Origin of the sequence: Buttiauxella selenatireducens (assembly GCF_031432975.1) — a bacterium.
Taxonomy (GTDB): domain Bacteria; phylum Pseudomonadota; class Gammaproteobacteria; order Enterobacterales; family Enterobacteriaceae; genus Buttiauxella; species Buttiauxella selenatireducens.
The window spans coordinates 4,609,903-4,632,999 of record NZ_CP133838.1 but is presented as its reverse complement, the minus strand read 5'-3'; the positions used below and the strand labels follow the sequence as shown (position 1 = coordinate 4,632,999).

The following is a 23,097-nucleotide window of genomic DNA, read 5'->3' as shown; positions in this document are numbered from 1 at the left end:
TAATTGTTACCATATAACATATCATGGTTGTCAATTAGCCGTAAACGAAGCGCGGGTAACCGTTTGTACAAACGCAGTCAGCGGGGGAGTCGGGGAGAGGCGATACGCTAAAAGCGGATAGCCATCAAAGCTATCCGCTTGAAAGGGAATAGATTAGTTCTGTGGCGGTAAACAAACGCCAATGCCACCAATGCCGCAGTATCCATACGGATTTTTATGCAGATATTGCTGGTGGTCGTCTTCGGCATAATAGAACGGACCCGCGTTGGCGATTTCCGTGGTCACTTTACGGTCATCTCCGGCGAGAGCCATCGCGTCCTGGAAGCGTTCGAAACTGGCGCGAGCGGCGCTATCTTGCTCTGGCGTCAGCGGGTAAATCGCGGAACGATATTGCGTGCCGACATCTCCGCCCTGGCGCATGCCCTGAGCCGGATCGTGATTTTCCCAGAACACATGCAGCAATTGTTCGTAACTCACCACTTGTGGATCGTAAACCACACGCACGGCTTCGGTGTGCCCGGTCATGCCGCTGCACACTTCGCGGTAGGTCGGATTGGGTGTAAAGCCGCCAGCGTAACCTGCGGCGGTGCTGTAAACCCCAGGTATCCGCCAGAACAGTCGTTCAACGCCCCAGAAACAACCCATCGCAAAATAAGCGGTTTCCATCCCATCTGGTACATTTGTCATTGAATGTTCGTTAACCGCATGCAACGTGGCGATCGGCATCGGGGTGTTGCGGCCAGGCAACGCTTCTGACTGGGTCACGGGATGGGTTTTCTCAAATAATTTCATCAGTCATGTTCTCCCGATATCGGCAAAATTTAACAACAACCGTCGCGCGGTTGTAACGAGGCGTGTTATTGCGGACAATAACCACGCATTATCAGACTACAGTACATATAAGAAATATTTGGGTTATTGTGCAGTTTTCAACCCCAATTGTTGGGGTTTTGTTAAGCCTAAGGGCGGCGATAACGTTTCCTTCCAGGGGTGGGAACAAGGATATTCAGGAGAAAACGTGCCACAAATCCGTATTATTTGCTCGGCCTGTTTGTGCCTGGTAAGCACGTGGGCGGGAGCTGCCAATGTGCGTTTACAGGTTGATGGGTTAAGCGGCGAGCTACAAAAAAACGTTCGTGCTCAACTTTCAACGATTCAGAGTGATGAGGTCACGCCGGACAGGCGTTTTCGCGCGCGCGTGGATGATGCCATCCGTAATGGTTTGAAAGCGCTCGGGTATTATGAGCCGACCATTGAGTTCGACCTGCGGCCACCACCGGCCAAAGGGCGTCAGGTTTTGATAGCTAAAGTCGATCCAGGCCCGCCTGTGCTGATTGGCGGCACCGAGGTTATCCTGCGCGGCGGCGCGCGCGATGATAAAGATTACATCGCGTTATTGGGCGAACGCCCGAAGATCGGCACTGTTCTTAATCACCACGATTACGACAGCTTCAAAAAAGATCTTTCCAGCATCGCGCTGCGAAAGGGCTATTTCGACAGTGAATTCCTCAAAAGCCAACTCGGGGTTTCCCTTGAGCGTCGCCAGGCGTTCTGGGACATCGATTACAACAGCGGTGAGCGATACCGTTTTGGTGCGGTGACCTTCGAAGGTTCACAAATTAATGAAGATTATCTGCAAAATCTGGTGCCTTTTAAGACGGGTGATTATTACCAGTCGAGTGATTTGGCAGAGTTAAACCGCCGCTTATCGGCAACGGGCTGGTTTAATTCGGTCGTTGTGGCGCCGGATTTTGATAAATCTCGCAAAACCAAGGTGTTGCCATTAACGGGCGTGGTTTCACCGAGAACTGAAAATACGATTGAAACGGGTGTGGGCTATTCCACGGACGTTGGGCCGCGCGTAAAAGCATCGTGGAAAAAACCGTGGATGAACTCTTACGGCCACAGCCTGACCAGCAGTATCAGCCTTTCAGCCCCTGAACAGATTGTTGATTTCAGCTACAAAGTCCCGCTGCTTAAAAATCCGCTGGAACAATATTATCTGGTGCAGGGTGGCTTTAAAGCGACTGACCTGAACGATACCAAATCCGACTCCAGCACGCTTGCGGTCTCCCGATACTGGGATTTATCCAGCGGCTGGCAACATGCCATCAACCTGCGCTGGAGCCTCGACCACTTTACTCAGGCAGACGTCACCAACACCACGATGCTGCTTTATCCGGGTCTGAGCCTCAACCGTACCCGTTCACGTGGGGGGTTGATGCCAACCTGGGGGGATTCACAACGCTACTCGGTTGATGTTTCCGACACCATGTGGGGGTCAGATGTCGACTTTGCCGTCATTCAGGCACAACAGGTTTGGATCCGAACGTTGCAGGAAAAACACCGCTTCGTGGTGCGCGGCAATGTGGGCTGGATTGAAACCAACGACTTCGACAAAGTGCCACCAGACTTGCGTTTCTTCGCCGGTGGCGACCGCAGTATTCGTGGTTACTCCTATAAATCTGTCTCACCGGAAAACGACAAAGGCGAGCTAACGGGTGCATCAAAAATGATCACCGGTTCACTGGAATACCAGTACAACGTTACGGGTAAATGGTGGGGAGCCGTGTTTGTTGACTCGGGCGAAGCGGTCAATGATTTCAAACAGAGCAACTTTAAAACTGGCGCAGGTCTGGGTGTGCGCTGGCAGTCACCTGTCGGGCCAATAAAGCTCGATCTTGCCGTTCCTGTGGCTGATAAAGATGAGCACGGTTTACAGTTTTACATCGGTTTGGGGCCTGAACTATGAGTCGTTGGAAGAAGATAAGCCTCGCGGTGTTGTTTTTTGTTGTGCTGCTGATAGGTGCAGTCGGTTTCCTGGTGGGCACGACGAGCGGGCTGCACGTCTTATTTAATGCCGCTAACCGTTGGGTGCCGGGGCTGGATATTGCGAGCGTAACAGGGGGGTGGCGCAACCTGAGTATCAAAGGTTTGCGATACCAACAGCCGGGCGTCAATGTGACCGCCGGCGAAATTAATCTCGCGGTAAAACTCGGTTGTCTGCGCGACAGCAGTCTGTGCGTGAATAATCTCTCGCTCAAAGATATCGACGTCGTGGTCGACACCAAGAAAATGCCGCCATCGGCACCGGTGCAGGAGGAGGACACGGGTCCGTTAAATCTCACCACGCCGTATCCCATCACGCTGAGCCGTGTGGCGCTCAACAACGTCAATATCAAGATTGATAACACCACCGTTTCGGTAATGGAATTTACCTCGGGCCTGAACTGGCAAGAACGCAACCTGACGGTGACGCCGACAAATCTTGAAGGGTTACTGATTGCGCTGCCGAAGGTTGCCAAAGTTGCCAAAGAAGAGGTGGTCGAGCCGAAAATCCAGAACCCGCAACCGGAAGAGTTACCGCTTGGCGAAACGCTAAAACAGCTGTTTGAACATCCTGTTTTGCCAGAAATGACCGATGTGCATCTGCCGCTAAACCTGAATATTCAGGAGTTTCGTGGCTCGCAGTTGCGCCTCACCGGTGATACCGATTTGCTGGTCAGCAGCCTGTTGCTGAAAGTCAGCAGCATCGACGGTTTACTTAAACTGGATGCGCTGGATGTCGATTCAAACCAGGGGCTGGTCAACGCCACGGGTAGCGCGGAGCTACGTGATAAATGGCCGGTGGATCTCACCTTAAACACCACGCTCAACATCGATCCGATTAAAGGCGAAAAGGTGAAGATGAAGATTGGCGGGGAACTGCGAGATGTGCTGAAAGTCGGCATGAATCTTTCAGGCCCGGTCGACATGGAACTCACCGCACACACCCAGCTTGCCGAGGCCGGTTTGCCGCTTAATCTGGAGGTGGTGAGCAAACAGCTTTACTGGCCGTTTACCGGGAAAAAAGAGTTCCAGGCAGACAACCTGAAACTGAAATTTAGCGGAAAGATGACCGACTATACGCTGTCATTGCGCACCGCTGTGAAAGGCGAACAACTCCCGCCAGCCGTCATCACGCTTGACGGCAAAGGCAACGAGCAACAGCTTAAACTCGACAAGCTCCGGGTTAGCGCATTGCAGGGTAACACCGACCTGAAAGCGGTTCTCGACTGGAGCAAAGCGATTAGCTGGCGCGGAGAGTTGACACTCGACGGCATCAACACGGCGAAGGAATTCCCGGAATGGCCTGCGAAGCTTGATGGCCTGGTGAAAACCAGCGGCAGTTTGTACGGCGGGACCTGGCAGGTAGATGTATCAGAGCTGAAGCTTGCCGGTAACGTCAAAAATAACAAAGTGAATGTTGCCGGGAAACTCAACGGCAACAGTTACATGCAGTGGAAAATCCCCGGTGTGCATGTCGAACTGGGGCGCAACAGCGCGGATATTAAAGGCGAACTGGGTGCGAAAGATTTGGAGCTGGATGCCCACATTGACGCCCCGAGCCTGGATAACGCGTTACCGGGACTTGGCGGTACGGCAAAAGGTCTTATCAAAGTGCGTGGCGACGTGAAAGCGCCGCAATTACTGGCGGATGTCACGGCGAATAATCTGCGCTGGCAAGAGCTGTCCATTGCACGCGTTTTGCTGAAAGGGGATGTGAAATCTACCGATCAAATCTCCGGCAATCTGGATCTGCGCATTGAGCAAATTGCCCAGCCAGGCGTCACCATCAACCTGGTAACCCTCGCGGCAAAAGGTTCTGAAAAGCAGCATCAGTTGCAATTGCGACTCCAGGGTGAGCCGGTGTCCGGGCAACTGGATTTGAGCGGCAGTTTTGATCGGGCAGAAGAACGCTGGCGCGGCAATCTCAGTAACACGCGCTTTGAAACACCGGTTGGCCCGTGGTCGCTCAATCGCGCTATGGCGCTGGATTACCGCAATAAAGAGCAGAAGATTAATATCGGCGCGCATTGTTGGACTAACCCGAATGCCGAGCTTTGCGTACCACAACCGATTGATGCTGGCGCGAAAGGCCGTGCGGTCGTTAACCTGAATCGCTTTGATCTCGCGATGCTCAAACCGTTTATGCCGGAAGATACACAAGCCGTGGGCACTTTCACGGGCCGCGCGGATGTAAGCTGGGATAGTGAATCTAAGGGGCTGCCGCAAGGTACCGTCACGCTGCAAGGTAGCGGTGTGAAAGTCACCCAAATGGTTAACGACAGCCCACTGCGGGTGGCGTTTGATACGTTGAATCTGAATGCACAACTGAAGAATAACCAGGCGCAACTTGGCTGGTTGATTCGCGTCGCGCAAAACGGCCAGTTCGACGGCCAGGTCCAAATTACCGATCCTCAAGGTCGTCGTAATCTGGGCGGTAATGTGAATATGCGTAACTTTGATTTGGCTATCGCTAACTCAATTTTCTCACGCGGGGAAAAAGCCGCCGGGAAGCTCAACGCTAACTTACGCCTGGCGGGTAACGCAGAGCGACCGCAACTGTTTGGGCAAATGCAACTTAACGGCATCGATGTTGATGGTAACTTTATGCCGTTTGATATGCAGCCAAGCCAGATTGCCATGAACTTTAACGGCATGAACTCAACGCTTGCCGGTACGGTGCGCACCAAACAAGGGGATATTGCTCTGAGCGGTGACGCGGACTGGACGCAAATCGACAACTGGCGTGCGCGTGTGGCGGCGAAAGGCAATAAGGTGCGCATTACGGTGCCACCGATGGTGCGCCTCGATGTTTCGCCAGATATTGAGTTTGTGGCGACGCCGAGTCTGTTCACACTGGATGGCCGTGTCGATATTCCGTGGGCGCGTATCGTGGTGCATGACGTGCCTGAAAGCTCGGTCGGCGTTTCCAGTGACGAAGTGATGCTGGATAAAAACCTGAAGCCAATTAAACCGCAAAGCGCGGGGATCCCAATCAACAGTAATCTGATTATCCACGTCGGCGATAACGTGCGCCTGAGTGCATTTGGTTTGAAAGCACGTTTGAACGGCGATTTGAAAATGGTTCAGGATAAACAGGGGTTGGGTCTTAACGGGCAGATCAACATTCCGGAAGGGCGATTCCACGCTTACGGACAGGATCTGATCGTTCGCAAAGGCATACTGTTGTTCTCGGGTCCACCGGACCAACCGTTGCTCAATATCGAGGCGATTCGTAATCCAGATTCGACGGAAGACGACGTTATTGCCGGTGTTCGTGTCACAGGAACGGCTGATGAGCCAAAAGCTGAAATATTTTCTGATCCGGCTATGCCACAGCAAGAAGCCTTGTCCTACCTGCTTCGCGGGCAAGGTTTAGACACTTCTGGCGACGATGGTAACGCAATGACATCAATGCTTGTTGGCTTGGGGGTTGCACAAAGTGGCCAGGTTGTGGGTAAAATCGGCGAGACGTTTGGCGTAAGCAACCTGGCGCTGGACACCGCAGGGGTGGGGGACTCTTCCCAGGTGGTGGTCAGTGGCTATGTACTGCCAGGTCTCCAGGTAAAATATGGCGTGGGTATTTTTGACTCGTTAGCGACACTCACACTGCGCTATCGCCTGATGCCTAAGTTGTATCTGGAAGCGGTGTCTGGTATCGATCAGGCACTTGATCTGCTTTATCAGTTTGAGTTTTAGCAATGCGAATATTTGTTTACGGCAGTTTACGACGCAAGCAAGGTAATAGTCACTGGATGACCAACGCCCAGTGGCTTGGGGAGCATCATGTCGAAAATTACGCTTTATACAGCCTCGGCCATTATCCGGGCGTCGTTCCGGGTGAAGGCGCGGTGGTGGGTGAAGTGTATCGCATTGATGCTTCTACTCTTTCTGAATTGGATGCGTTGCGCACCAAAGGCGGCGAATATAAACGCCAACTGATTCAGACCCCCTATGGCAGTGCGTGGATGTATGTCTACCAGCGGCCAGTCGATGGGCTAACCCGCATTGAAAGCGGGAACTGGTTGGATAAAGACCAGTATTAACATGCTTTCAACGGCCACTCATTCGGGTGGCCGTCTCTATTGCGAAACATAAAAAAACACCGCCAGTTGGCGGTGTTTTCACAAGCATTCAGCAAAGAAAGAATTACTTCTTAGCGCGCTCGAAGGAAGCAATGATTTCAGCTTTAGCCGCTTCTGCATTGTCCCAACCTTCAACTTTAACCCATTTGCCTTTCTCGAGAGCTTTGTACTGCTCGAAGAAGTGGGAGATCTGCGCTTTCAGCAGTTCTGGCAGGTCGTTCACATCTTTAATGTGATCGTATTCTTTGCTCAGTTTGGTGTGCGGAACCGCAACCAGTTTGGCATCTTCGCCCGCTTCGTCGGTCATTTTCAGCACGCCAACTGGACGGCAGCGAATCACAGAACCTGGTTGCAGTGGGTACGGAGTTGGGACCAGAACGTCAACCGGGTCACCGTCTAAAGACAGGGTGTGGTTGATGTAACCGTAGTTGCACGGATAGAACATTGCGGTGGACATGAAACGGTCAACGAACAGCGCGCCGGTGTCTTTATCAATTTCATACTTGATAGGGTCAGCGTTTGCTGGGATTTCGATAACAACGTAGATGTCTTCTGGCAGATCTTTGCCCGCAGGGACGTTGAGTAAGCTCATGTCTTTTTTCCTTTAAACTGGTGTCATTCAAGTGCCCGGTATTATAGCGGAATAGCACAGAATGTCTTTTCCTCTTTTCTTAGTCTGTTCCCTGGTTTTAAAGCCCTGCGGCAACGCGAATATCCATAAACATAGCCGTATTCTTTATAAAAATTTGTAAGCGGTTACAAGCATGTAGATGACTTGTTTGAATTGTGATGTAACTCATTCTGTTAACCCATACGTCGTCTATAGTTTTTCCCGAAGGCCAGGTATTAACCAACAATAACCCTACGAGGATGTACCTATGTGGAAGCGCTTACTTTTGGTCTCTGCTGTCTCCGCAGCTATGTCGTCTATGGCGATTGCTGCTCCGTTAACCGTCGGATTTTCGCAGGTAGGATCTGAATCCGGCTGGCGCGCAGCAGAAACGTCAGTTGCGAAGAGCGAAGCTCAGAAACGTGGAATCACGCTGAAAATCGCTGACGGTCAACAAAAACAAGAAAACCAGATTAAAGCGGTACGTTCGTTTATCGCTCAGGGCGTTGACGCTATCTTCATCGCGCCAATCGTCGCCACGGGTTGGGAGCCTGTATTACAAGAAGCAAAAGAGGCAAAAATCCCGGTATTCCTGCTGGACCGTAATATCGATGTCAAAGACAAATCGCTGTACATGACGGTGGTGACGGCCAACAACGTGCTGGAAGGCCAGTTGATTGGCGAGTGGCTGCTAAAAGAGCTCAACGGCAAGCCGTGTAACGTGGTTGAACTGCAAGGCACCGTGGGTGCGAGCGTGGCAATCGACCGTAAGAAAGGGTTTGCCGACGCCATCTCTAAAGCGTCCAACGTGAAAATTATTCGTTCCCAGTCCGGCGACTTTACCCGCAGTAAAGGTAAAGAGGTCATGGAAAGTTTTATCAAAGCTGAGAACAACGGCAAAAACATCTGCATGGTTTACGCACATAACGATGACATGGTGATCGGTGCGATTCAGGCGATTAAAGAAGCGGGCCTGAAACCGGGCAAAGATATCCTGACCGGCTCCATCGACGGTGTGCCAGATATCTACAAAGCGATGATGGATGGTGAAGCGAACGCAAGCGTTGAGCTGACACCAAACATGGCAGGCCCGGCGTTTGACGCACTCGAGAAGTTCAAGAAAGACGGCACCATGCCGGAAAAAGTGACGATCACCAAGTCCACGCTGTATCTCCCGGATACGGCGAAAGAAGAGCTCGAGAAGAAGAAATCGATGGGTTACTAAGTAATACCACCCTCACCCTAACCCTCTCCCTGAGGGAGAGGGGATGATTCTGTGTTCTCCCTCTCCTTTGGGAGAGGGCTGGGGTGAGGGGATGGGATCGAGTTCGGTTTTGCTTTTCCCCCTCTCCCTTTGTGAGAGGCACGGGGTGAGGGGATGGGATCGAGTTCGATTTTGCTTTTCCCCCTCTCCTTTGTGAGAGGCACGGGGTGAGGGGATGGGATCGAGTTCGATTTTGCTTTTCCCCCTCTCCTGGGGGAGAGGGTCGGGGTGAGGGGCTGTAATGAACACAAACAACAACCAGGAAATTCTGCGCACGGAAGGCTTATCGAAACATTTCCCAGGGGTCAAAGCGCTCGACAAAGTCGACTTCAGCCTTAAACGCGGCGAAATCATGGCGTTATTGGGCGAAAACGGCGCTGGAAAATCTACGCTTATCAAAGCCCTTACCGGCGTTTACCAACGCGATAGCGGCAATATTTATCTCGAGGGTGAACTGATTTCACCGAAAAACACCGCTCATGCCCAGCAGCTTGGCATCGGTACGGTGTATCAGGAAGTTAACCTGCTGCCGAACATGTCGGTGGCAGACAATCTGTTTATTGGCCGCGAGCCACGCCGCTTTGGGTTTTTACAACGCAAAGAGATGGAAAAGCGCGCCACCCGTCTGATGGAATCCTACGGTTTTTCGCTGGATGTCGCCGAACCGCTGAACCGTTATTCGGTGGCGATGCAGCAGATCGTGGCGATTTGCCGGGCCATTGATCTGTCGGCCAAAGTGTTGATCCTTGACGAACCGACCGCCAGCCTCGATACCAAAGAGGTCGAAATGCTTTTTACCCTGATGCGCCAGTTGCGCGATCAGGGTGTGAGTCTGATCTTCGTCACGCACTTCCTCGATCAAGTTTATGAAGTCACTGACAGGATCACCGTTCTGCGCAACGGCGCGTTTGTTGGTACGCGGACAACAGCCGATCTGCCGCAGATCGAACTGGTCAAAATGATGCTGGGGCGCGAGCTGGAAACCAACGCGCTGAACCGCGCAGGCCGCACATTGCTAAGCGATAAACCCGTCGCCGCGTTTAAAGACTTCGGTAAAAAAGGGGTGATCAACCCGTTCGATCTCGACGTTCGCCCAGGTGAGATCGTCGGTCTTGCCGGGCTGCTGGGATCGGGCCGTACCGAAACGGCTGAAGTGATATTTGGGATCAAGCCCGCAGACAGCGGCAACGCGTGGATCAAAGGCAAGCAGCAGTCGTTGCGCTCACCGCATAAAGCCTCGTCGCTGGGGATTGGATTCTGCCCGGAAGACAGGAAAACCGATGGTATTATTGCCGCCGCTTCGGTGCGCGAAAATATTATCCTCGCCTTGCAGGCCCAGCGCGGCTGGCTGCGACCGATCCCGAAACGTGAGCAGTACCAGATTGCCGAACGGTTTATCCGCCAACTGGGGATCCGCACGCCTGGCCCCGATCAGCCGATTGAATTTCTCTCTGGCGGCAATCAACAAAAAGTCCTGCTGTCGCGCTGGTTGCTGACCAAACCCCAATTCCTGATCCTCGACGAGCCTACTCGCGGGATCGACGTTGGCGCGCACGCCGAAATTATCCGTTTGATCGAAACGCTCTGTGCCGATGGCCTGGCGCTGTTGGTTATCTCGTCTGAACTCGAAGAACTGGTGGGTTATGCGGACAGGGTGATCATCATGCGTGACAGGCAGCAGGTGGCGGAGATCCCACTGGCTGAGCTTTCTGTATCGGCAATTATGAATGCCATTGCGGCATAAGGAGTTAAACGTGATGCCTCGTTCATTGCCGCAGACGGATGTCGACAAGCCAAAGCGGAGTTTCCGCTGGCCGCCAGGCATTCCGCAGTTGGTGGCGCTGGTGCTGGTCCTGTTGGTTGATAGCCTGGTCGCCAACCATTTTTTCGATATCGTGGTGCAAAACGGGCGGCTGTTTGGCAGCCCGATAGACATTCTTAACCGTGCGGCCCCTGTCGCATTATTAGCCATTGGCATGACGCTGGTGATCGCCACTGGCGGCATCGATCTTTCCGTCGGCGCGGTGATGGCGATTGCCGGAGCCACTGCCGCCACGTTAACCGTTGGCGGGCACAGTCTGGCGGTGGTGATTCTGGCTTCGCTCGGCGTCGGTGTTCTGGCAGGTTTGTGGAACGGGATTCTGGTGGCAATCCTCAAAATTCAGCCGTTTGTTGCCACGCTTATCCTGATGGTCGCCGGACGCGGGGTCGCGCAACTGATCACCGCCGGGCAGATCGTTACCTTTAACTCGCCAAACCTTTCGTATCTCGGCAGCGGTTCGCTGTTCTTCTTCCCGACGCCGGTGATAATCGTGTTGGCAACGCTGCTGATCTTCTGGTTGTTTACCCGCAAAACGGCACTGGGTCTGTTTATCGAATCGGTGGGGATCAACATTCGCGCTGCCAAAAATGCCGGAGTGAATACCCGTCTCGTTGTGATGCTGACTTACGTATTAAGTGGCCTGTGCGCGGCGATTGCCGGGATTATTGTGGCTGCTGATATTCGTGGTGCCGATGCCAATAACGCCGGGCTGTGGCTGGAGCTGGACGCGATTTTAGCAGTGGTCATCGGTGGCGGCTCGCTGATGGGCGGGCGTTTTAATATCGCGCTCTCCGTGATTGGCGCGCTGATTATTCAGGGGATGAACACCGGCATTCTGCTTTCGGGTTTCCCACCTGAGCTTAACCAGGTGGTGAAAGCCGTGGTGGTGATGTGCGTGCTGATCGTTCAGTCACCACGTTTTATTGCTCTGCTCAAAGGACTCCGTCGCCATGATCAAACGTAACTTACCGTTGATGATTACCCTGGCGGTGTTTGTGCTGGGGTATCTGTACTGTCTGACGCAATTCCCCGGTTTTGCGTCCACGCGGGTGATTTGCAACATTTTGACCGATAACGCGTTTCTCGGAATTATTGCTGTCGGCATGACCTTTGTGATTCTGTCCGGCGGCATCGATCTTTCGGTCGGTTCGGTGATCGCTTTTACCGGGGTATTCCTGGCGAAGGCGATTGGCTTCTGGGGATTATCGCCGTTAGTCGCTTTCCCGCTGGTGCTGGTGATGGGCTGTGCATTTGGCGCATTTATGGGGCTGCTGATTGATGGGCTGAAAATTCCCGCCTTTATCATTACGCTCGCCGGCATGTTCTTCCTGCGCGGAGTCAGTTACCTGGTGTCGGAAGAGTCAATTCCCATTGATCACCCGATTTATGACACTCTTTCAAACCTCGCCTGGCGTATTCCCGGCGGCGGGCGTTTGAGCGCCATGGGCTTGCTGATGTTAGCCGTCGTCGTCATTGGCATTTTCCTTGCGCACCGTACTCGTTTTGGCAATCAGGTGTACGCCATTGGCGGCAATGCCACGTCAGCAAACCTGATGGGGATTTCAACGCGCAGCACCACTGTCCGTATTTATATGCTCTCGACTGGCCTCGCCACGCTCGCTGGGATTGTTTTTTCGCTCTATACCTCAGCGGGTTATGCGCTGGCGGGTATGGGGGTGGAACTGGATGCGATTGCCTCGGTGGTGATTGGCGGCACGCTGTTAAGCGGCGGCGTCGGAACCGTTCTCGGCACGCTGTTTGGTGTGGCGATTCAGGGGCTGATTCAGACGTATATCAACTTTGACGGCACGCTCAGTTCCTGGTGGACGAAAATCGCCATCGGTATTTTACTGTTCATTTTCATTGCCCTACAACGCGGCCTGACCGTGCTATGGGAAAACCGCCAAAGCTCGCCGGTGAAGCGGATTAGTGTCCGAACTGACTAAACTTTCTCCGGTGGCTGCCGATAACCCACAAATCGTACTGCCACCGGGAAAAGAGCATGTTGAGAAATTTGTCTATTCGCACGGGGCTGCTGACGTTACTGGCAGTCATGACCTTTCTATTGTTATTTGTCAGCGGCATGGGCATTTACGCGCTGCAACAAAGTTCTGTTTCACTCCAGAATATCAATCGCTTACAGGGCGAGCAGATGGTGCGCTTGTCGGACGGCTATATCTCTTTGTTGCGTGCGCGCAACGGGGCGGGGCAGGCGGTTCGGCAGATGGAGATTGGTTTGCTGGAAGATGCGACCAAATCCACCGACTATGTCACCAGTGATGTGAATGCAGCGCAACAGCAGTTAAAAGACTTTATCGACAGCGGTGTCGGTGATGAAGAAGGCAATCGCCTGATCCAGAATTTAGCGCAAACCTATGCAGAATACGTCTCTAAAGGCATCAACCCGATGCTGGCTGCCCTCACCAAACAAAGCCCCGATGATTATTACGATTTGCTCGAACACACTCTGATTCCGTTGTCGCAGAAGTTTGATACTGACGTGGAGATTTTCAAACAGTGGGGCGAACAGCGCGGCAACAGCGAAGTTGAAGCGGTGCAACGGCACAAAACCATCGTCCTGACGCTTATCATTATTGCAGCATTGCTCACCGCCGGGATTATCGTGCTGGTGTGGCTGGCGCTGCGTCATTTGCTGCTTAAACCGCTTAACCAGTCGATTGAACAACTGGAGTTTGTCGCTAAAGGCGATTTAACCCAGACATTGCCACCTGCGGGTAATAACGAGTTCGGTCGCCTGGCGGCGGCCATTACCGTGATGCGTGATTCCCTGATGGAATCCGTAAGCCGCGTACGTGACGCCAGCTCGCAAATTGATACCGGCAGCCGGGAATTGGCCGCGGGTAACCTCAATCTTTCCCAGCGCACTGAATCAACCGCAACATCGCTCGAACAAACTGCTGCCAGCATGGAGCAGATTACCGCGACGGTTAAACAGAATGCCGACAACGCGGAGCAGGCGCATAAGTTAGCAAAAGACGTTTCGGATATCGCCGATCGCGGCAGCGAAATGGTGTGTTACGTCATTGAAAAAATGCAGGATATCTCCAGTAGCTCAGGCCGCATCGCAGACATACTGAGCGTGATTGACGGTATCGCCTTCCAGACCAATATTCTGGCGCTGAATGCCTCGGTGGAAGCGGCACGAGCGGGTGAGCAAGGTCGTGGGTTTGCGGTAGTCGCGGGTGAAGTTCGCACGCTCGCCAGCCGCAGCGCTGATGCAGCAAAAGAGATCCGCTCGCTTATTTCAGATTCACAAAATCACGTTGGCGAAGGTCGCGAACTGGCACAGCAAGCGGGTGAAACAATGGATGAGATTGCGGAAGAAGTGATGCGCATGACCCGACTGGTGCGTGAAATTGCCAGTGCATCCAATGAACAAAGCCACGGTATCGAGCAGGTGAATATCGCGGTTAGTCAGATGGATGAAGCGGCGCAGCAGAATGCGGCGTTGGTTCAGGAGTCTACAGCAGCGACCCGTTCACTGGAGGAGCAGTCGCAGCAGCTTGTGGCGGCAATGGCGACGTTTAGGTGTTAATTTTTTTGCCCTCACCCTAACCCTCTCCCCCAGGAGAGGGAACAGTATGGTTTTCTCCCTCTCTCCCAGGAGAGGGAACGGTACGGTTTTCTCCCTCTCCTGGGGGAGAGGGGCGGGGTGAGGGCGAGGGCGGGGCCTTAAGCGTCCGGGAACTCACGAATAAAGCGCTCTACATCATCAACCATATGCTCATTACCGACAAAGAACGGACGACGCTGGTGCAGGGTTTCAGGGATGATATCCAGAATACGTTCTTTACCGTCACTCGCTTTACCGCCCGCTTGCTCAGCCAGGAATGCCATCGGATTACCTTCATACAGCAAACGCAGTTTCCCTTCCGGGTGGCTTGCGGTGCTTGGATAGAGGTAAATCCCGCCTTTGAGCAGGTTACGGTGGAAGTCTGCCACCAGAGAGCCGATGTAGCGCGAGGTATAAGGGCGCTGCGTGTTGGCGTCTTCTTCCTGACAGAACTTAATGTATTTCTTCACCCCTGTAGGGAAACGGATGTAGTTCCCTTCGTTGATGGAGTAGGTGTTTCCTTTGTCCGGGAAGCGCATACGTTCCTGGCACAGGCAGAACACGCCCAGTGACGGATCGTAAGTGAAAGCATGCACGCCACAACCGGTGGTATAAACCAACATGGTTGAGGAGCCGTACACCACATAACCTGCTGCCACTTGCTTATTACCCGGCTGGAGGAAATCGGCTTCGGTGACTGGCGTACCTACCGGAGTGATACGGCGGTAGATAGAGAAAATCGTACCCACTGACACGTTGACGTCGATGTTTGAGGAGCCATCAAGCGGGTCCATCAGCACCACGTACTTGGCATGTTCCGCGCCTTCGAAAACAACAATGTCATCTTCTTCTTCGGAAGCAACACCCGCCACAATCCCTCGGGCTTTCAGTGCTGCTTTCAGTTTTTCGTTCGCGAACAGGTCAAGTTTTTGCTGCACTTCGCCCTGGATGTTTTCAGCTCCGCTGGCACCTAAAATATCCACCAGACCCGCTTTGTTGATGTCGCGGTGGATGATTTTTGCGCCGAGCTTTATTGCCGACAACAATGCAGTCAGTTCACCGGTAGCGTGCGAGAACTCATGCTGCTTTTCGACAATAAATTCACCTAACGTTTTCATAATACTTTCCCTGCATCTTATGTTGGATAAAGCGTCTGCAACAATCCTAACAAAGATTCAAATAGTCGCGTACAGGTGAATCGCGCCAGCAAAATACGGAATTAACTTAAATGCGATTTGCCAGCACCCCACATGCGGTTAGAATGTGCGCCAAATAATGAAAGGATAGATTTATGCGCATTCATATACTGGGTATTTGCGGCACCTTCATGGGTGGCCTGGCAATGCTGGCCCGTTCCCTCGGCCATGAAGTTACGGGCTCGGACGCCAACGTATACCCACCGATGAGCACTCTGCTACAAGAGCAGGGGATTGATTTAATTCAAGGTTACGACGCAAGCCAACTCGATCCTCAGCCGGATTTAGTGATCATTGGCAACGCCATGACGCGCGGTAATCCTTGTGTTGAAGCGGTGCTCGAGAAAAACATCCCTTACATGTCAGGCCCACAGTGGTTGCACGACTTCGTGCTACGCGACCGTTGGGTGATTGCGGTTGCGGGAACGCACGGCAAAACGACGACGGCAGGAATGGCGACCTGGATTCTGGAAGCCTGCGGCTACAAACCGGGTTTCGTGATTGGCGGAGTACCGGGTAATTTCGACGTTTCTGCGCGTCTGGGTGAAAGCTCATTCTTCGTGATTGAAGCCGATGAATACGACTGTGCGTTCTTCGACAAGCGTTCCAAATTCGTGCATTACTGCCCGCGCACGTTGATCCTCAATAATCTTGAGTTCGATCACGCGGACATTTTTGACGACCTGAAAGCGATTCAGAAACAGTTCCACCATCTGGTGCGTATTGTGCCGGGGCAGGGGAAAATCATCTGGCCTGAAAACGACGCCAATATTAAGCAAACGCTGGCGATGGGTTGCTGGAGCGAGCAAGAGCTGGTGGGCGAACAAGGCCACTGGCAGGCGAAGAAACTCAATCCGGATGCTTCTCACTGGGAAGTGTATCTGGATGGCGAACGCGTCGGTGAAGTGCACTGGCAGCTAGTGGGCGAACACAACATGCATAACGGGCTGATGGCGATTGCCGCTGCGCGCCATGTGGGTGTGACGCCTGCTGATGCAGCGAAAGCGTTGGACAGTTTCGTGAATGCGCGTCGCCGTCTTGAATTGCGCGGTGAAGCGAACGGCGTAACGGTGTATGACGATTTTGCTCACCATCCAACGGCGATTCTGGCAACGCTTGCTGCGTTGCGTGGCAAAGTGGGCGGAACCGCGCGTATTTTGGCCGTGCTTGAGCCGCGCTCTAACACCATGAAAATGGGCCTCAGCAAAGACGATCTCGCCCCTTCTTTAGGCCGTGCAGATGAAGTCTTTTTACTCCAGCCACCGCATATTCCCTGGCAGGTCGTGGAAGTGGCAGAAGCCTGTATTCAGCCTGCGCACTGGAGTGCGGATGTCGACACGCTGGTGGATTTGGTGATGAAAACCGCGCAGCCGGGTGACCACATTCTGGTAATGAGCAACGGTGGTTTCGGTGGTATTCATCAGAAATTGCTGGATGCGCTGGCGAAGAAAGCCGAGAACCAGTAATAGGGGGAAGGTGAAACAACCCTCACCCTAACCCTCTCCCTGAGGGAGAGGGGATAGCCCGGTGTCTGGTTTTCTCCTTCTCCCTGAGGGAAAGGGGATCCAGATTTTCTCCTTCTCCCTGAGGGAAAGGAGAGCCAGATTTTCTCCTTCTCCCTGAGGGAGAAGGCCGGGATGAGGGTCGGTGTTAAGCCTGGGCTTCGGCCAGTTCGCGCAAATAAGAGAAAATCTGGCGGTAAGATTTTGGCGGCTTGTTGGCTGCCTTCTCTTTTTGAGCGTTACGGATCAGTACACGCAGTTGCTGGCGATCGGCATCCGGGTAAAGTCTTAGCACTTCACTCATTGCGTCATCACCTTCTTCAACCAAACGATCGCGCAATGCTTCCAGTTTATGGAACAGCGCAACTTGTTGGTTGTGACGGTTTTTCAGTTTATCGAGCGCCTGACGGATAGGATCCATGTCACGCGAACGCATCATTTTACCAATCAACTGAACCTGACGGCGACGGCCTTCTTTTTTGATTTTCTGCGCTAATTCAATCGCGGCACGCAAATCATCATCAAGAGGGATCTTGTCGAGCGCGTTCTTGCCCAACTCCATCAGTTCCATACCCAGGCGTTTTAATTCCTCGGCATCACGTTTAATTTCGCTTTTACTGACCCAGATAATCTCATCATCTTCGTCTTCATTTTCGTTATCTGGTACGTCGTCGAGCCAGTCATCGGGCTGCTTAGTCATATTAGGCTCCTTAAAAAAAGTGGCTAATTCTACCAGTAAAGCCTGTTCACTGCGAAATTGTTCTGTTCCTGTTAGACTTAAATCACTCACCTTACATTATGGCAGTAGCGATGAAAGTAAACACGCAAGTAGCACAACAACGTCAGGTTCTGGAACACGCAGTATCTCAGGCGCTGGAACTGGCCTCCGCTCAGTCCGATGGCGCAGAAGTTGCCGTCAGTAAAACCACTGGTATCAGCGTCAGTACGCGATACGGTGAGGTGGAAAATGTCGAATTTAACAGCGATGGTGCGTTAGGCATCACCGTCTATCATCAAAACCGTAAAGGCAGTGCCTCCACCACCGATCTCAGCCCGGATGCCGTGGCGCGTACCGTGCAGGCTGCTTTGGATATCGCCCGCTACACGTCGCCAGATCCGTTCGCGGGTGTGGCTGATAAAGAATTACTGGCCTTTGACGCGCCAGATTTAGATCTTTTCCACCCCACTGAAATGGACGCCGACCGCGCCATTGAGCTGGCTGCGCGCGCTGAAAACGCGTCACTGAACGTCGATAAGCGCATCAACAATACCGAAGGCGGCAGCTTTAACAGCCACTACGGCATTAAAGTGTTCGGCAACAGTAACGGCATGCTGCAAAGCTATTGCTCGACTCGCCACTCGCTTTCAAGCTGTGTGATTGCAGAAGTGAACGGTGAGATGGAACGTGATTACGCGTACACCATTGGCCGTGCGATGGAAGACCTGGATAGCCCGGAATCCGTTGGCATTGAGTGCGCTCGCCGCACGCTGGCACGTCTGTCTCCGCGTAAATTGTCTACCATGAAAGCACCGGTTATTTTTGCTGCCGAAGCAGCAACCGGCCTGTTCGGGCATTTGGTTGGCGCGATTGCAGGTGGCTCGGTTTACCGTAAATCGACTTTCCTGCTTGATTCGCTCGGGAAGCAAATCCTGCCGGAATGGCTGACAATTGAAGAACACCCGCATCTGCTCAAAGGCCTGGCATCCACGCCGTTTGATAGTGAAGGGGTTCGCACAGAGCGCCGCGACATTATTAAAGACGGCATCCTGCAACAATGGCTGCTGACCAACTATTCTGCCCGCAAACTGGGCCTGAAAAGCACCGGCCATGCGGGTGGTATCCATAACTGGCGAATCGAAGGGCGCGGTTTGGACTTCGACGGGATGCTAAAAGAGATGGGCACGGGTCTGGTGGTCACTGAATTGATGGGCCAGGGCGTAAGCGGCATCACCGGCGACTATTCGCGTGGCGCGTCTGGTTTCTGGGTTGAGAATGGCGAAATCCAGTATCCGGTGAGTGAAATTACCATCGCCGGAAATTTAAAAGATATGTGGCGAGAAATTGTCACAGTAGGCAGTGATATTGAGAAGCGCAGTAACATTCAGTGTGGTTCAGTGCTGTTACCGGAGATGAAAATCGCCGGGCAGTAAAAACCCTCCATACTTCAAGCTGCAGATGCGTTGGCTGCTCTCACTCACCCCAGTCACTTGCTGATGTAAGTTCCTGGGGGTTCGTTCGATTGCCGCCTGCCTGCAACTCGAATTATTTTGGGTTTATATAACTTTTAAAAAGGTGAAGTAATGAGAAAACAACTGATTGCAATGTTGGCTGTATCGTCCGTGTTATTGACTCATTCAGTGATGGCGAAAGAAGTCGGTGACGACATGGACACTATCGCGGAAAACTACAAAACCGTATTGAGTACCGACAATGCGGCAACACTAAAAACCTCGCTCAATAATATGCGCACCGCCGCACTGGATGCGCAAAAAGGCACTCCACCTAAGCTTGAAAACGAAGCACCAGACAGCGCAAAACTGAAAGACTATCGTCACGGTTTGGATCTGCTGGTGGGACAAATTGATGGAGCGTTGAAACTTGCCAACGAAGGTAAAGTGAAAGAAGCACAGGCGGCGGCAGAAGATTTTAAAACCACTCGCAATGCCTACCATAAGAAGTACCGCTAAGGTAATACTGATCAACCCTATACCCGTCATACTTCGAGCTGCAGGGGTGTTGGCTGCACTCACTCACCCCAGTCACTTACTCAAGTAAGCTCCTGGGGATTTATGAGTTTGCCGCCTACCTGTAACTCGAATTATTTAGGGTATATAAGTTATTTTATTCTTTATAAGGACATCCGATTTATGAAACCGATTCGTACCATTGCCAAAGGTGCCGCAACTGTTTCGCTGCTTGCGTTCAGTGTTTTCTCTGCAAATGCCACACTTCTGCCTGTAGCGGGTGATCTCCAGGCCGATCACTTTTCCGCGAAAGTGGTTTCAGTCGATCAAAAAAACCATGTTGTAGTGCTGGAAGGTGAGCAAGGCAATAAAGTTTCGCTCAATGTTCCTGAAGAAGCCGGTACTCTGGCAAATTTGAAAGCGGGTGACACTGTTGATACCACCGTGACCCGCTCCGTTGCCGTTGCATTTGATACCGATGTTGATAAAGCCGCACCGACCGCTTCATCAACCAAAGGCATGGAAAAAGCGATCAAAGATAGCCCAGAGCACGAAGCTTTCCGCCAGGTTAACGTTCAGCTCAAAATTAAACACATTGATGTGAAGAAGAACGAAGTGACTTTTGTCGGTCCTAAAGGGCAGGAGAAAGTGATTACGGTTGAAGATCCTGAGGTTCAGGCTCGCTTGAAAGATCTTAAAGTTAACCAGAGCGTGCGTGTGACTTACACCGACTCAATTCAAATTACCGCGCATCCAGCCGCTAAATCGTAATAGCGCTTGCGTCAGCCCCTCTTTCTGTCTGTGGGAAAGAGGGGTACCAATAAAAATCCCCTGCGACAAAACCCTCCTTACCGCTATCTACCCCTGTCACAAAACTCAATATCCATTGTTACTCTAAGGCTAATGATTAGTCCCTGAGCTTAATTGATGGTCTAACCAGTCAGGCGCACAATTTAACCAGACTAAAGCAAATCAGAATGATGCGCTGAATCAGGAGGTTAAAATGACGGCTTACCAAAAGCCAGCACGAGTCTGGAACACACGTCGCATCGAGAAACAGCGTCGTATGGCTTCCACCAACGTGCAGGGCAAGGTGCTTCCAACCGAAGGCCTTGTCGATATGCTGGAAAAACTGATCGCTCCCGGCGATCGTGTGGTGCTTGAAGGCAATAACCAAAAACAGGCGGATTTCCTTTCCCGCATGTTGGCCGAAGTGAGTCCATCCAAAGTTCACGACCTGCATATGATCATGCCGAGCGTCGGTCGCAGCGAACACCTTGATATTTTTGAAAAAGGGATTGCCCGCAAGCTCGATTTCTCCTTCTCTGGCACCCAAAGCCTGCGTATCTCGCAGCTGCTTGAAGACGGTCAGTTAGAGATTGGCGCAATTCATACCTACATCGAACTCTATTCCCGCTTGTATGTGGATCTGGTTCCAAACGTGGCATTAATTGCCGGTTTTAAAGCCGACCGCAAAGGCAACCTGTATACCGGTGCCAGCACTGAAGATACCCCAGCGTTAGTCGAAGCGGCTGCCTTCCACGACGGCATTGTGATCGCCCAGGTTAACGAACTGGTAGACGACGAATGTGACCTGCCGCGTGTTGATATTCCGGGCTCGTGGGTTGATTACGTGGTTGTTGCCGATAAACCGTTCTTTATCGAGCCGCTGTTTACCCGCGATCCGCGCTTGATTAAGCAAGAACACATTCTGATGGCGATGATGGCGATTAAAGGCATCTATGCGGAACATCAGGTGCAATCGCTCAACCACGGCATCGGTTTTAACACCGCCGCCATCGAACTGCTGCTGCCAACCTACGGCGAACAGCTCGGACTGAAAGGCAAAATCTGTAAACACTGGACGCTAAACCCGCACCCAACCTTGATACCTGCCATTGAAAGCGGCTGGGTTGAAACTGTGCACTGCTTCGGCGGTGAACTGGGTATGGAAGAGTACGTTCGTGCTCGTCCGGATGTGTTCTTTACCGGTGCCGATGGTTCGATGCGTTCGAACCGTGCGTTCTGCCAGCTGGCAGGCCAGTACGCGGTGGATATGTTTATCGGTTCCACCTTGCAGGTTGACGGTTACGCCAACTCCTCAACGGTCACTCGTGGTCGTCTGTCCGGTTTCGGCGGTGCGCCAAATATGGGCCACGATCCACACGGTCGCCGTCATGCTACTGCCGCCTGGCTTGCGATGCAGGCTCAGCCCGATCTGATGCAACGTGGCCGTAAGCTGGTTGTGCAGATGGTGGAAACCTTCCAGGCCGGCGTTAAACCCACGTTTGTTGAAAAACTCGATGCCGTTGACGTAGCGAAAGCCTCCGCAATGCCACTGGCTCCGGTGATGATTTACGGCGACGACGTGACCCACGTACTGACCGAAGAAGGCATCGCGTATTTGTATCGCGCTGAAAGCCTTGAAGAACGCCGTGCGATGGTGGCTTCTGTTGCGGGGATCACCGATATCGGTCTGGGCGTTGATGCGAAACGCGTTGCCGCACTTCGCCAAAGCGGAAAAGTGGTCTTCCCGGAAGACATGGGCATTCGCCGCACCGACGCCACCCGTTCACTGCTGGCAGCCAGCAGCGTAGCGGATTTAGTGGAATGGTCTGGCGGTCTTTATAACCCACCTGCGAAATTCCGGAGCTGGTAATGAAACTACAGCCACAGATGGGTGTTGAGGGCGGGGCGCTTTGGCTTGCTCGGGTTGCCACCCAAAGCTTGATCGAAGAAGTACGCCTGAGTCCGAAACCCGGTCTGGTGGACAGCCGGGGAAACGGGGCTCATCACGATCTGACCCTGGACCTGATGGAGCGCTCAGCGCACAGCCTTTCCCCGACGTTTCATGCTCTTGCGTTACAAAGCTGGCAGCGTCCGGCTGATATCGCACTGCGTCAACTGGTTGGCCGTTTAGGCCGCGAAGGCGAAGTGCAGATGATGGTGGCTACAGGCGGAGTAAACACTCACCGGGGTGCTATCTGGGCGCTCGGATTACTGGTGAGTGCCGCCGCGATGCACGGCTTAGAAGGCAGTAGTTCAGACATTGCAGCAACTGCCGCAAAACTTGCCAGCCTGCCGGACAGCTCAGCACCAAAAGTTTTCAGCAAGGGGTTGCTCGCCACACGGCGTTATCGCGTCCACGGCGCTCGCGAAGAGGCGCAGCTTGGCTTTCCGCACATCATGAATCTTGCGTTGCCGCAACTGCGTCGTAGCCGTCAGTCTGGTGCAACCGAGCAGCAGGCTCGGTTGGATGCGCTGATGGCCATCATGACCTCGCTTAGCGACACCTGCGTGCTTTCACGCGCTGGACTTGAAGGCCTGGAAGTGATGCAAAACGGTGCGCGTAGCGTGCTGGTGGCAGGCGGCACGGCAACCGTCGAAGGGCGAGCGGCATTAGCCTGGCTTGATAAGCAAATGCTGGCACTTAACGCCTCACCGGGCGGAGCCGCCGATTTGCTGGCAGCCACGCTGCTGATGGACAGCATCGCGATTGATACAACCCCGCTTCACACACTTATTTAAGAGGG

General features: G+C 52.9%; 18 protein-coding genes. 14 read left to right on the top strand and 4 right to left on the bottom strand.

Annotation, left to right across the window (positions count from 1 at the left end):
* Positions 1–153: 153 nt before the first annotated feature.
* Positions 154–792, bottom strand: a complete 639-nt coding sequence (gene msrA / locus RHD99_RS21190; protein WP_309876416.1) for a peptide-methionine (S)-S-oxide reductase MsrA — start codon at positions 790–792, stop codon at positions 154–156.
* A 226-nt stretch (positions 793–1,018) separates the two neighbouring features.
* Between msrA and tamA the strand changes: the two genes are divergently transcribed.
* The 3 genes from tamA to RHD99_RS21175 are packed head-to-tail and all read left to right on the top strand — an operon-like array spanning position 1,019 to position 6,872.
* On the top strand, positions 1,019–2,752 hold the full coding sequence (gene tamA, locus RHD99_RS21185) for an autotransporter assembly complex protein TamA (RefSeq protein WP_309876414.1): 1,734 nt from the start codon (positions 1,019–1,021) through the stop codon (positions 2,750–2,752).
* Entirely contained in the window at positions 2,749–6,525 is a 3,777-nt protein-coding gene (tamB, locus tag RHD99_RS21180) for an autotransporter assembly complex protein TamB (RefSeq protein WP_309876413.1), read from the top strand. The genes tamA and tamB overlap by 4 nt, the downstream gene beginning before the upstream one ends.
* A gap of 2 nt (positions 6,526–6,527) precedes the next feature.
* Complete coding sequence (locus RHD99_RS21175; RefSeq protein WP_183272585.1) at positions 6,528–6,872, top strand: gamma-glutamylcyclotransferase family protein; 345 nt, start codon at positions 6,528–6,530, stop codon at positions 6,870–6,872.
* 103 nt (positions 6,873–6,975) lie between these two features.
* Here RHD99_RS21175 and ppa read toward each other — a convergent pair whose 3' ends face one another.
* The gene (gene ppa / locus RHD99_RS21170) at positions 6,976–7,503 is read right to left on the bottom strand and encodes an inorganic diphosphatase (protein ID WP_110510886.1); all 528 of its coding nucleotides are present in this window, start codon (positions 7,501–7,503) and stop codon (positions 6,976–6,978) included.
* A gap of 286 nt (positions 7,504–7,789) precedes the next feature.
* Here ppa and ytfQ point away from each other — a divergent pair, with 286 nt between their 5' ends.
* The 5 genes from ytfQ (at position 7,790) to RHD99_RS21145 (ending at position 14,163) form a co-directional block, all read left to right on the top strand.
* Entirely contained in the window at positions 7,790–8,746 is a 957-nt protein-coding gene (gene ytfQ / locus RHD99_RS21165) for a galactofuranose ABC transporter, galactofuranose-binding protein YtfQ (RefSeq protein WP_309876409.1), read from the top strand.
* Positions 8,747–9,026: 280 nt separating this feature from the next.
* Positions 9,027–10,529 carry a galactofuranose ABC transporter, ATP-binding protein YtfR gene (ytfR, locus tag RHD99_RS21160; RefSeq protein ID WP_309876407.1) on the top strand — a complete coding sequence of 501 codons (1,503 nt, stop codon included), beginning with the start codon at positions 9,027–9,029 and terminating at the stop codon, positions 10,527–10,529.
* 10 nt (positions 10,530–10,539) lie between these two features.
* The gene (ytfT, locus tag RHD99_RS21155) at positions 10,540–11,571 is read left to right on the top strand and encodes a galactofuranose ABC transporter, ATP-binding protein YtfT (RefSeq protein ID WP_309876404.1); all 1,032 of its coding nucleotides are present in this window, start codon (positions 10,540–10,542) and stop codon (positions 11,569–11,571) included.
* Positions 11,558–12,553, top strand: coding sequence for a galactofuranose ABC transporter, permease protein YjfF (gene yjfF / locus RHD99_RS21150; protein WP_309876402.1), 996 nt, complete (start codon positions 11,558–11,560; stop codon positions 12,551–12,553). Before ytfT ends, yjfF begins: the two co-directional genes overlap by 14 nt.
* A 56-nt stretch (positions 12,554–12,609) precedes the next feature.
* Complete coding sequence (locus RHD99_RS21145) at positions 12,610–14,163, top strand: methyl-accepting chemotaxis protein (RefSeq protein WP_309876400.1); 1,554 nt, start codon at positions 12,610–12,612, stop codon at positions 14,161–14,163.
* Between the two features lie 137 nt (positions 14,164–14,300).
* Here RHD99_RS21145 and fbp read toward each other — a convergent pair whose 3' ends face one another.
* Complete coding sequence (gene fbp, locus RHD99_RS21140) at positions 14,301–15,299, bottom strand: class 1 fructose-bisphosphatase (RefSeq protein WP_183272591.1); 999 nt, start codon at positions 15,297–15,299, stop codon at positions 14,301–14,303.
* Positions 15,300–15,472: 173 nt separating this feature from the next.
* Between fbp and mpl the strand changes: the two genes are divergently transcribed.
* Positions 15,473–16,843 (top strand): UDP-N-acetylmuramate:L-alanyl-gamma-D-glutamyl-meso-diaminopimelate ligase, encoded by a 1,371-nt coding sequence (gene mpl / locus RHD99_RS21135; protein ID WP_183272592.1) that lies wholly within the window; start codon positions 15,473–15,475, stop codon positions 16,841–16,843.
* Between the two features lie 184 nt (positions 16,844–17,027).
* Here the strand turns inward: mpl and yjgA are convergent, their stop codons facing one another.
* Positions 17,028–17,579: a ribosome biogenesis factor YjgA gene (gene yjgA / locus RHD99_RS21130; protein WP_183272593.1), complete on the bottom strand. Its 552-nt coding sequence runs from the start codon at positions 17,577–17,579 to the stop codon at positions 17,028–17,030.
* A gap of 98 nt (positions 17,580–17,677) precedes the next feature.
* On the opposite strand from yjgA, the gene pmbA reads away from it, so the two are divergent.
* The 5 genes from pmbA (at position 17,678) to RHD99_RS21105 (ending at position 23,092) form a co-directional block, all read left to right on the top strand.
* Positions 17,678–19,030, top strand: coding sequence for a metalloprotease PmbA (gene pmbA, locus RHD99_RS21125; protein WP_183272594.1), 1,353 nt, complete (start codon positions 17,678–17,680; stop codon positions 19,028–19,030).
* 150 nt (positions 19,031–19,180) lie between these two features.
* On the top strand, positions 19,181–19,567 hold the full coding sequence (gene cybC, locus RHD99_RS21120) for a cytochrome b562 (protein WP_309876395.1): 387 nt from the start codon (positions 19,181–19,183) through the stop codon (positions 19,565–19,567).
* A 180-nt stretch (positions 19,568–19,747) separates the two neighbouring features.
* A complete protein-coding gene (locus RHD99_RS21115; protein ID WP_309876393.1) occupies positions 19,748–20,335 on the top strand; it encodes a hypothetical protein in 588 nt (195 codons plus the stop codon).
* 232 nt (positions 20,336–20,567) lie between these two features.
* Positions 20,568–22,223: a malonate decarboxylase subunit alpha gene (mdcA, locus tag RHD99_RS21110; protein WP_183272597.1), complete on the top strand. Its 1,656-nt coding sequence runs from the start codon at positions 20,568–20,570 to the stop codon at positions 22,221–22,223.
* Positions 22,223–23,092, top strand: a complete 870-nt coding sequence (locus tag RHD99_RS21105; RefSeq protein WP_309876390.1) for a triphosphoribosyl-dephospho-CoA synthase — start codon at positions 22,223–22,225, stop codon at positions 23,090–23,092. Before mdcA ends, RHD99_RS21105 begins: the two co-directional genes overlap by 1 nt.
* The last annotated feature ends 5 nt before the right edge of the window (positions 23,093–23,097 follow it).

Coding starts and splice junctions, on each gene's coding strand:
- yjgA (WP_183272593.1), bottom strand. CDS start 17,579: ATGACTAAGCAGCCCGATGACTGGCTCGACGACGTACCAGATAACGAA.
- yjfF (WP_309876402.1), top strand. CDS start 11,558: ATGATCAAACGTAACTTACCGTTGATGATTACCCTGGCGGTGTTTGTG.
- pmbA (WP_183272594.1), top strand. CDS start 17,678: ATGGCAGTAGCGATGAAAGTAAACACGCAAGTAGCACAACAACGTCAG.
- ytfR (WP_309876407.1), top strand. CDS start 9,027: ATGAACACAAACAACAACCAGGAAATTCTGCGCACGGAAGGCTTATCG.
- ppa (WP_110510886.1), bottom strand. CDS start 7,503: ATGAGCTTACTCAACGTCCCTGCGGGCAAAGATCTGCCAGAAGACATC.
- tamB (WP_309876413.1), top strand. CDS start 2,749: ATGAGTCGTTGGAAGAAGATAAGCCTCGCGGTGTTGTTTTTTGTTGTG.
- RHD99_RS21145 (WP_309876400.1), top strand. CDS start 12,610: ATGTTGAGAAATTTGTCTATTCGCACGGGGCTGCTGACGTTACTGGCA.
- mdcA (WP_183272597.1), top strand. CDS start 20,568: ATGACGGCTTACCAAAAGCCAGCACGAGTCTGGAACACACGTCGCATC.
- ytfQ (WP_309876409.1), top strand. CDS start 7,790: ATGTGGAAGCGCTTACTTTTGGTCTCTGCTGTCTCCGCAGCTATGTCG.
- RHD99_RS21115 (WP_309876393.1), top strand. CDS start 19,748: ATGAAACCGATTCGTACCATTGCCAAAGGTGCCGCAACTGTTTCGCTG.
- msrA (WP_309876416.1), bottom strand. CDS start 792: ATGAAATTATTTGAGAAAACCCATCCCGTGACCCAGTCAGAAGCGTTG.
- RHD99_RS21105 (WP_309876390.1), top strand. CDS start 22,223: ATGAAACTACAGCCACAGATGGGTGTTGAGGGCGGGGCGCTTTGGCTT.
- RHD99_RS21175 (WP_183272585.1), top strand. CDS start 6,528: ATGCGAATATTTGTTTACGGCAGTTTACGACGCAAGCAAGGTAATAGT.
- mpl (WP_183272592.1), top strand. CDS start 15,473: ATGCGCATTCATATACTGGGTATTTGCGGCACCTTCATGGGTGGCCTG.
- cybC (WP_309876395.1), top strand. CDS start 19,181: ATGAGAAAACAACTGATTGCAATGTTGGCTGTATCGTCCGTGTTATTG.
- fbp (WP_183272591.1), bottom strand. CDS start 15,299: ATGAAAACGTTAGGTGAATTTATTGTCGAAAAGCAGCATGAGTTCTCG.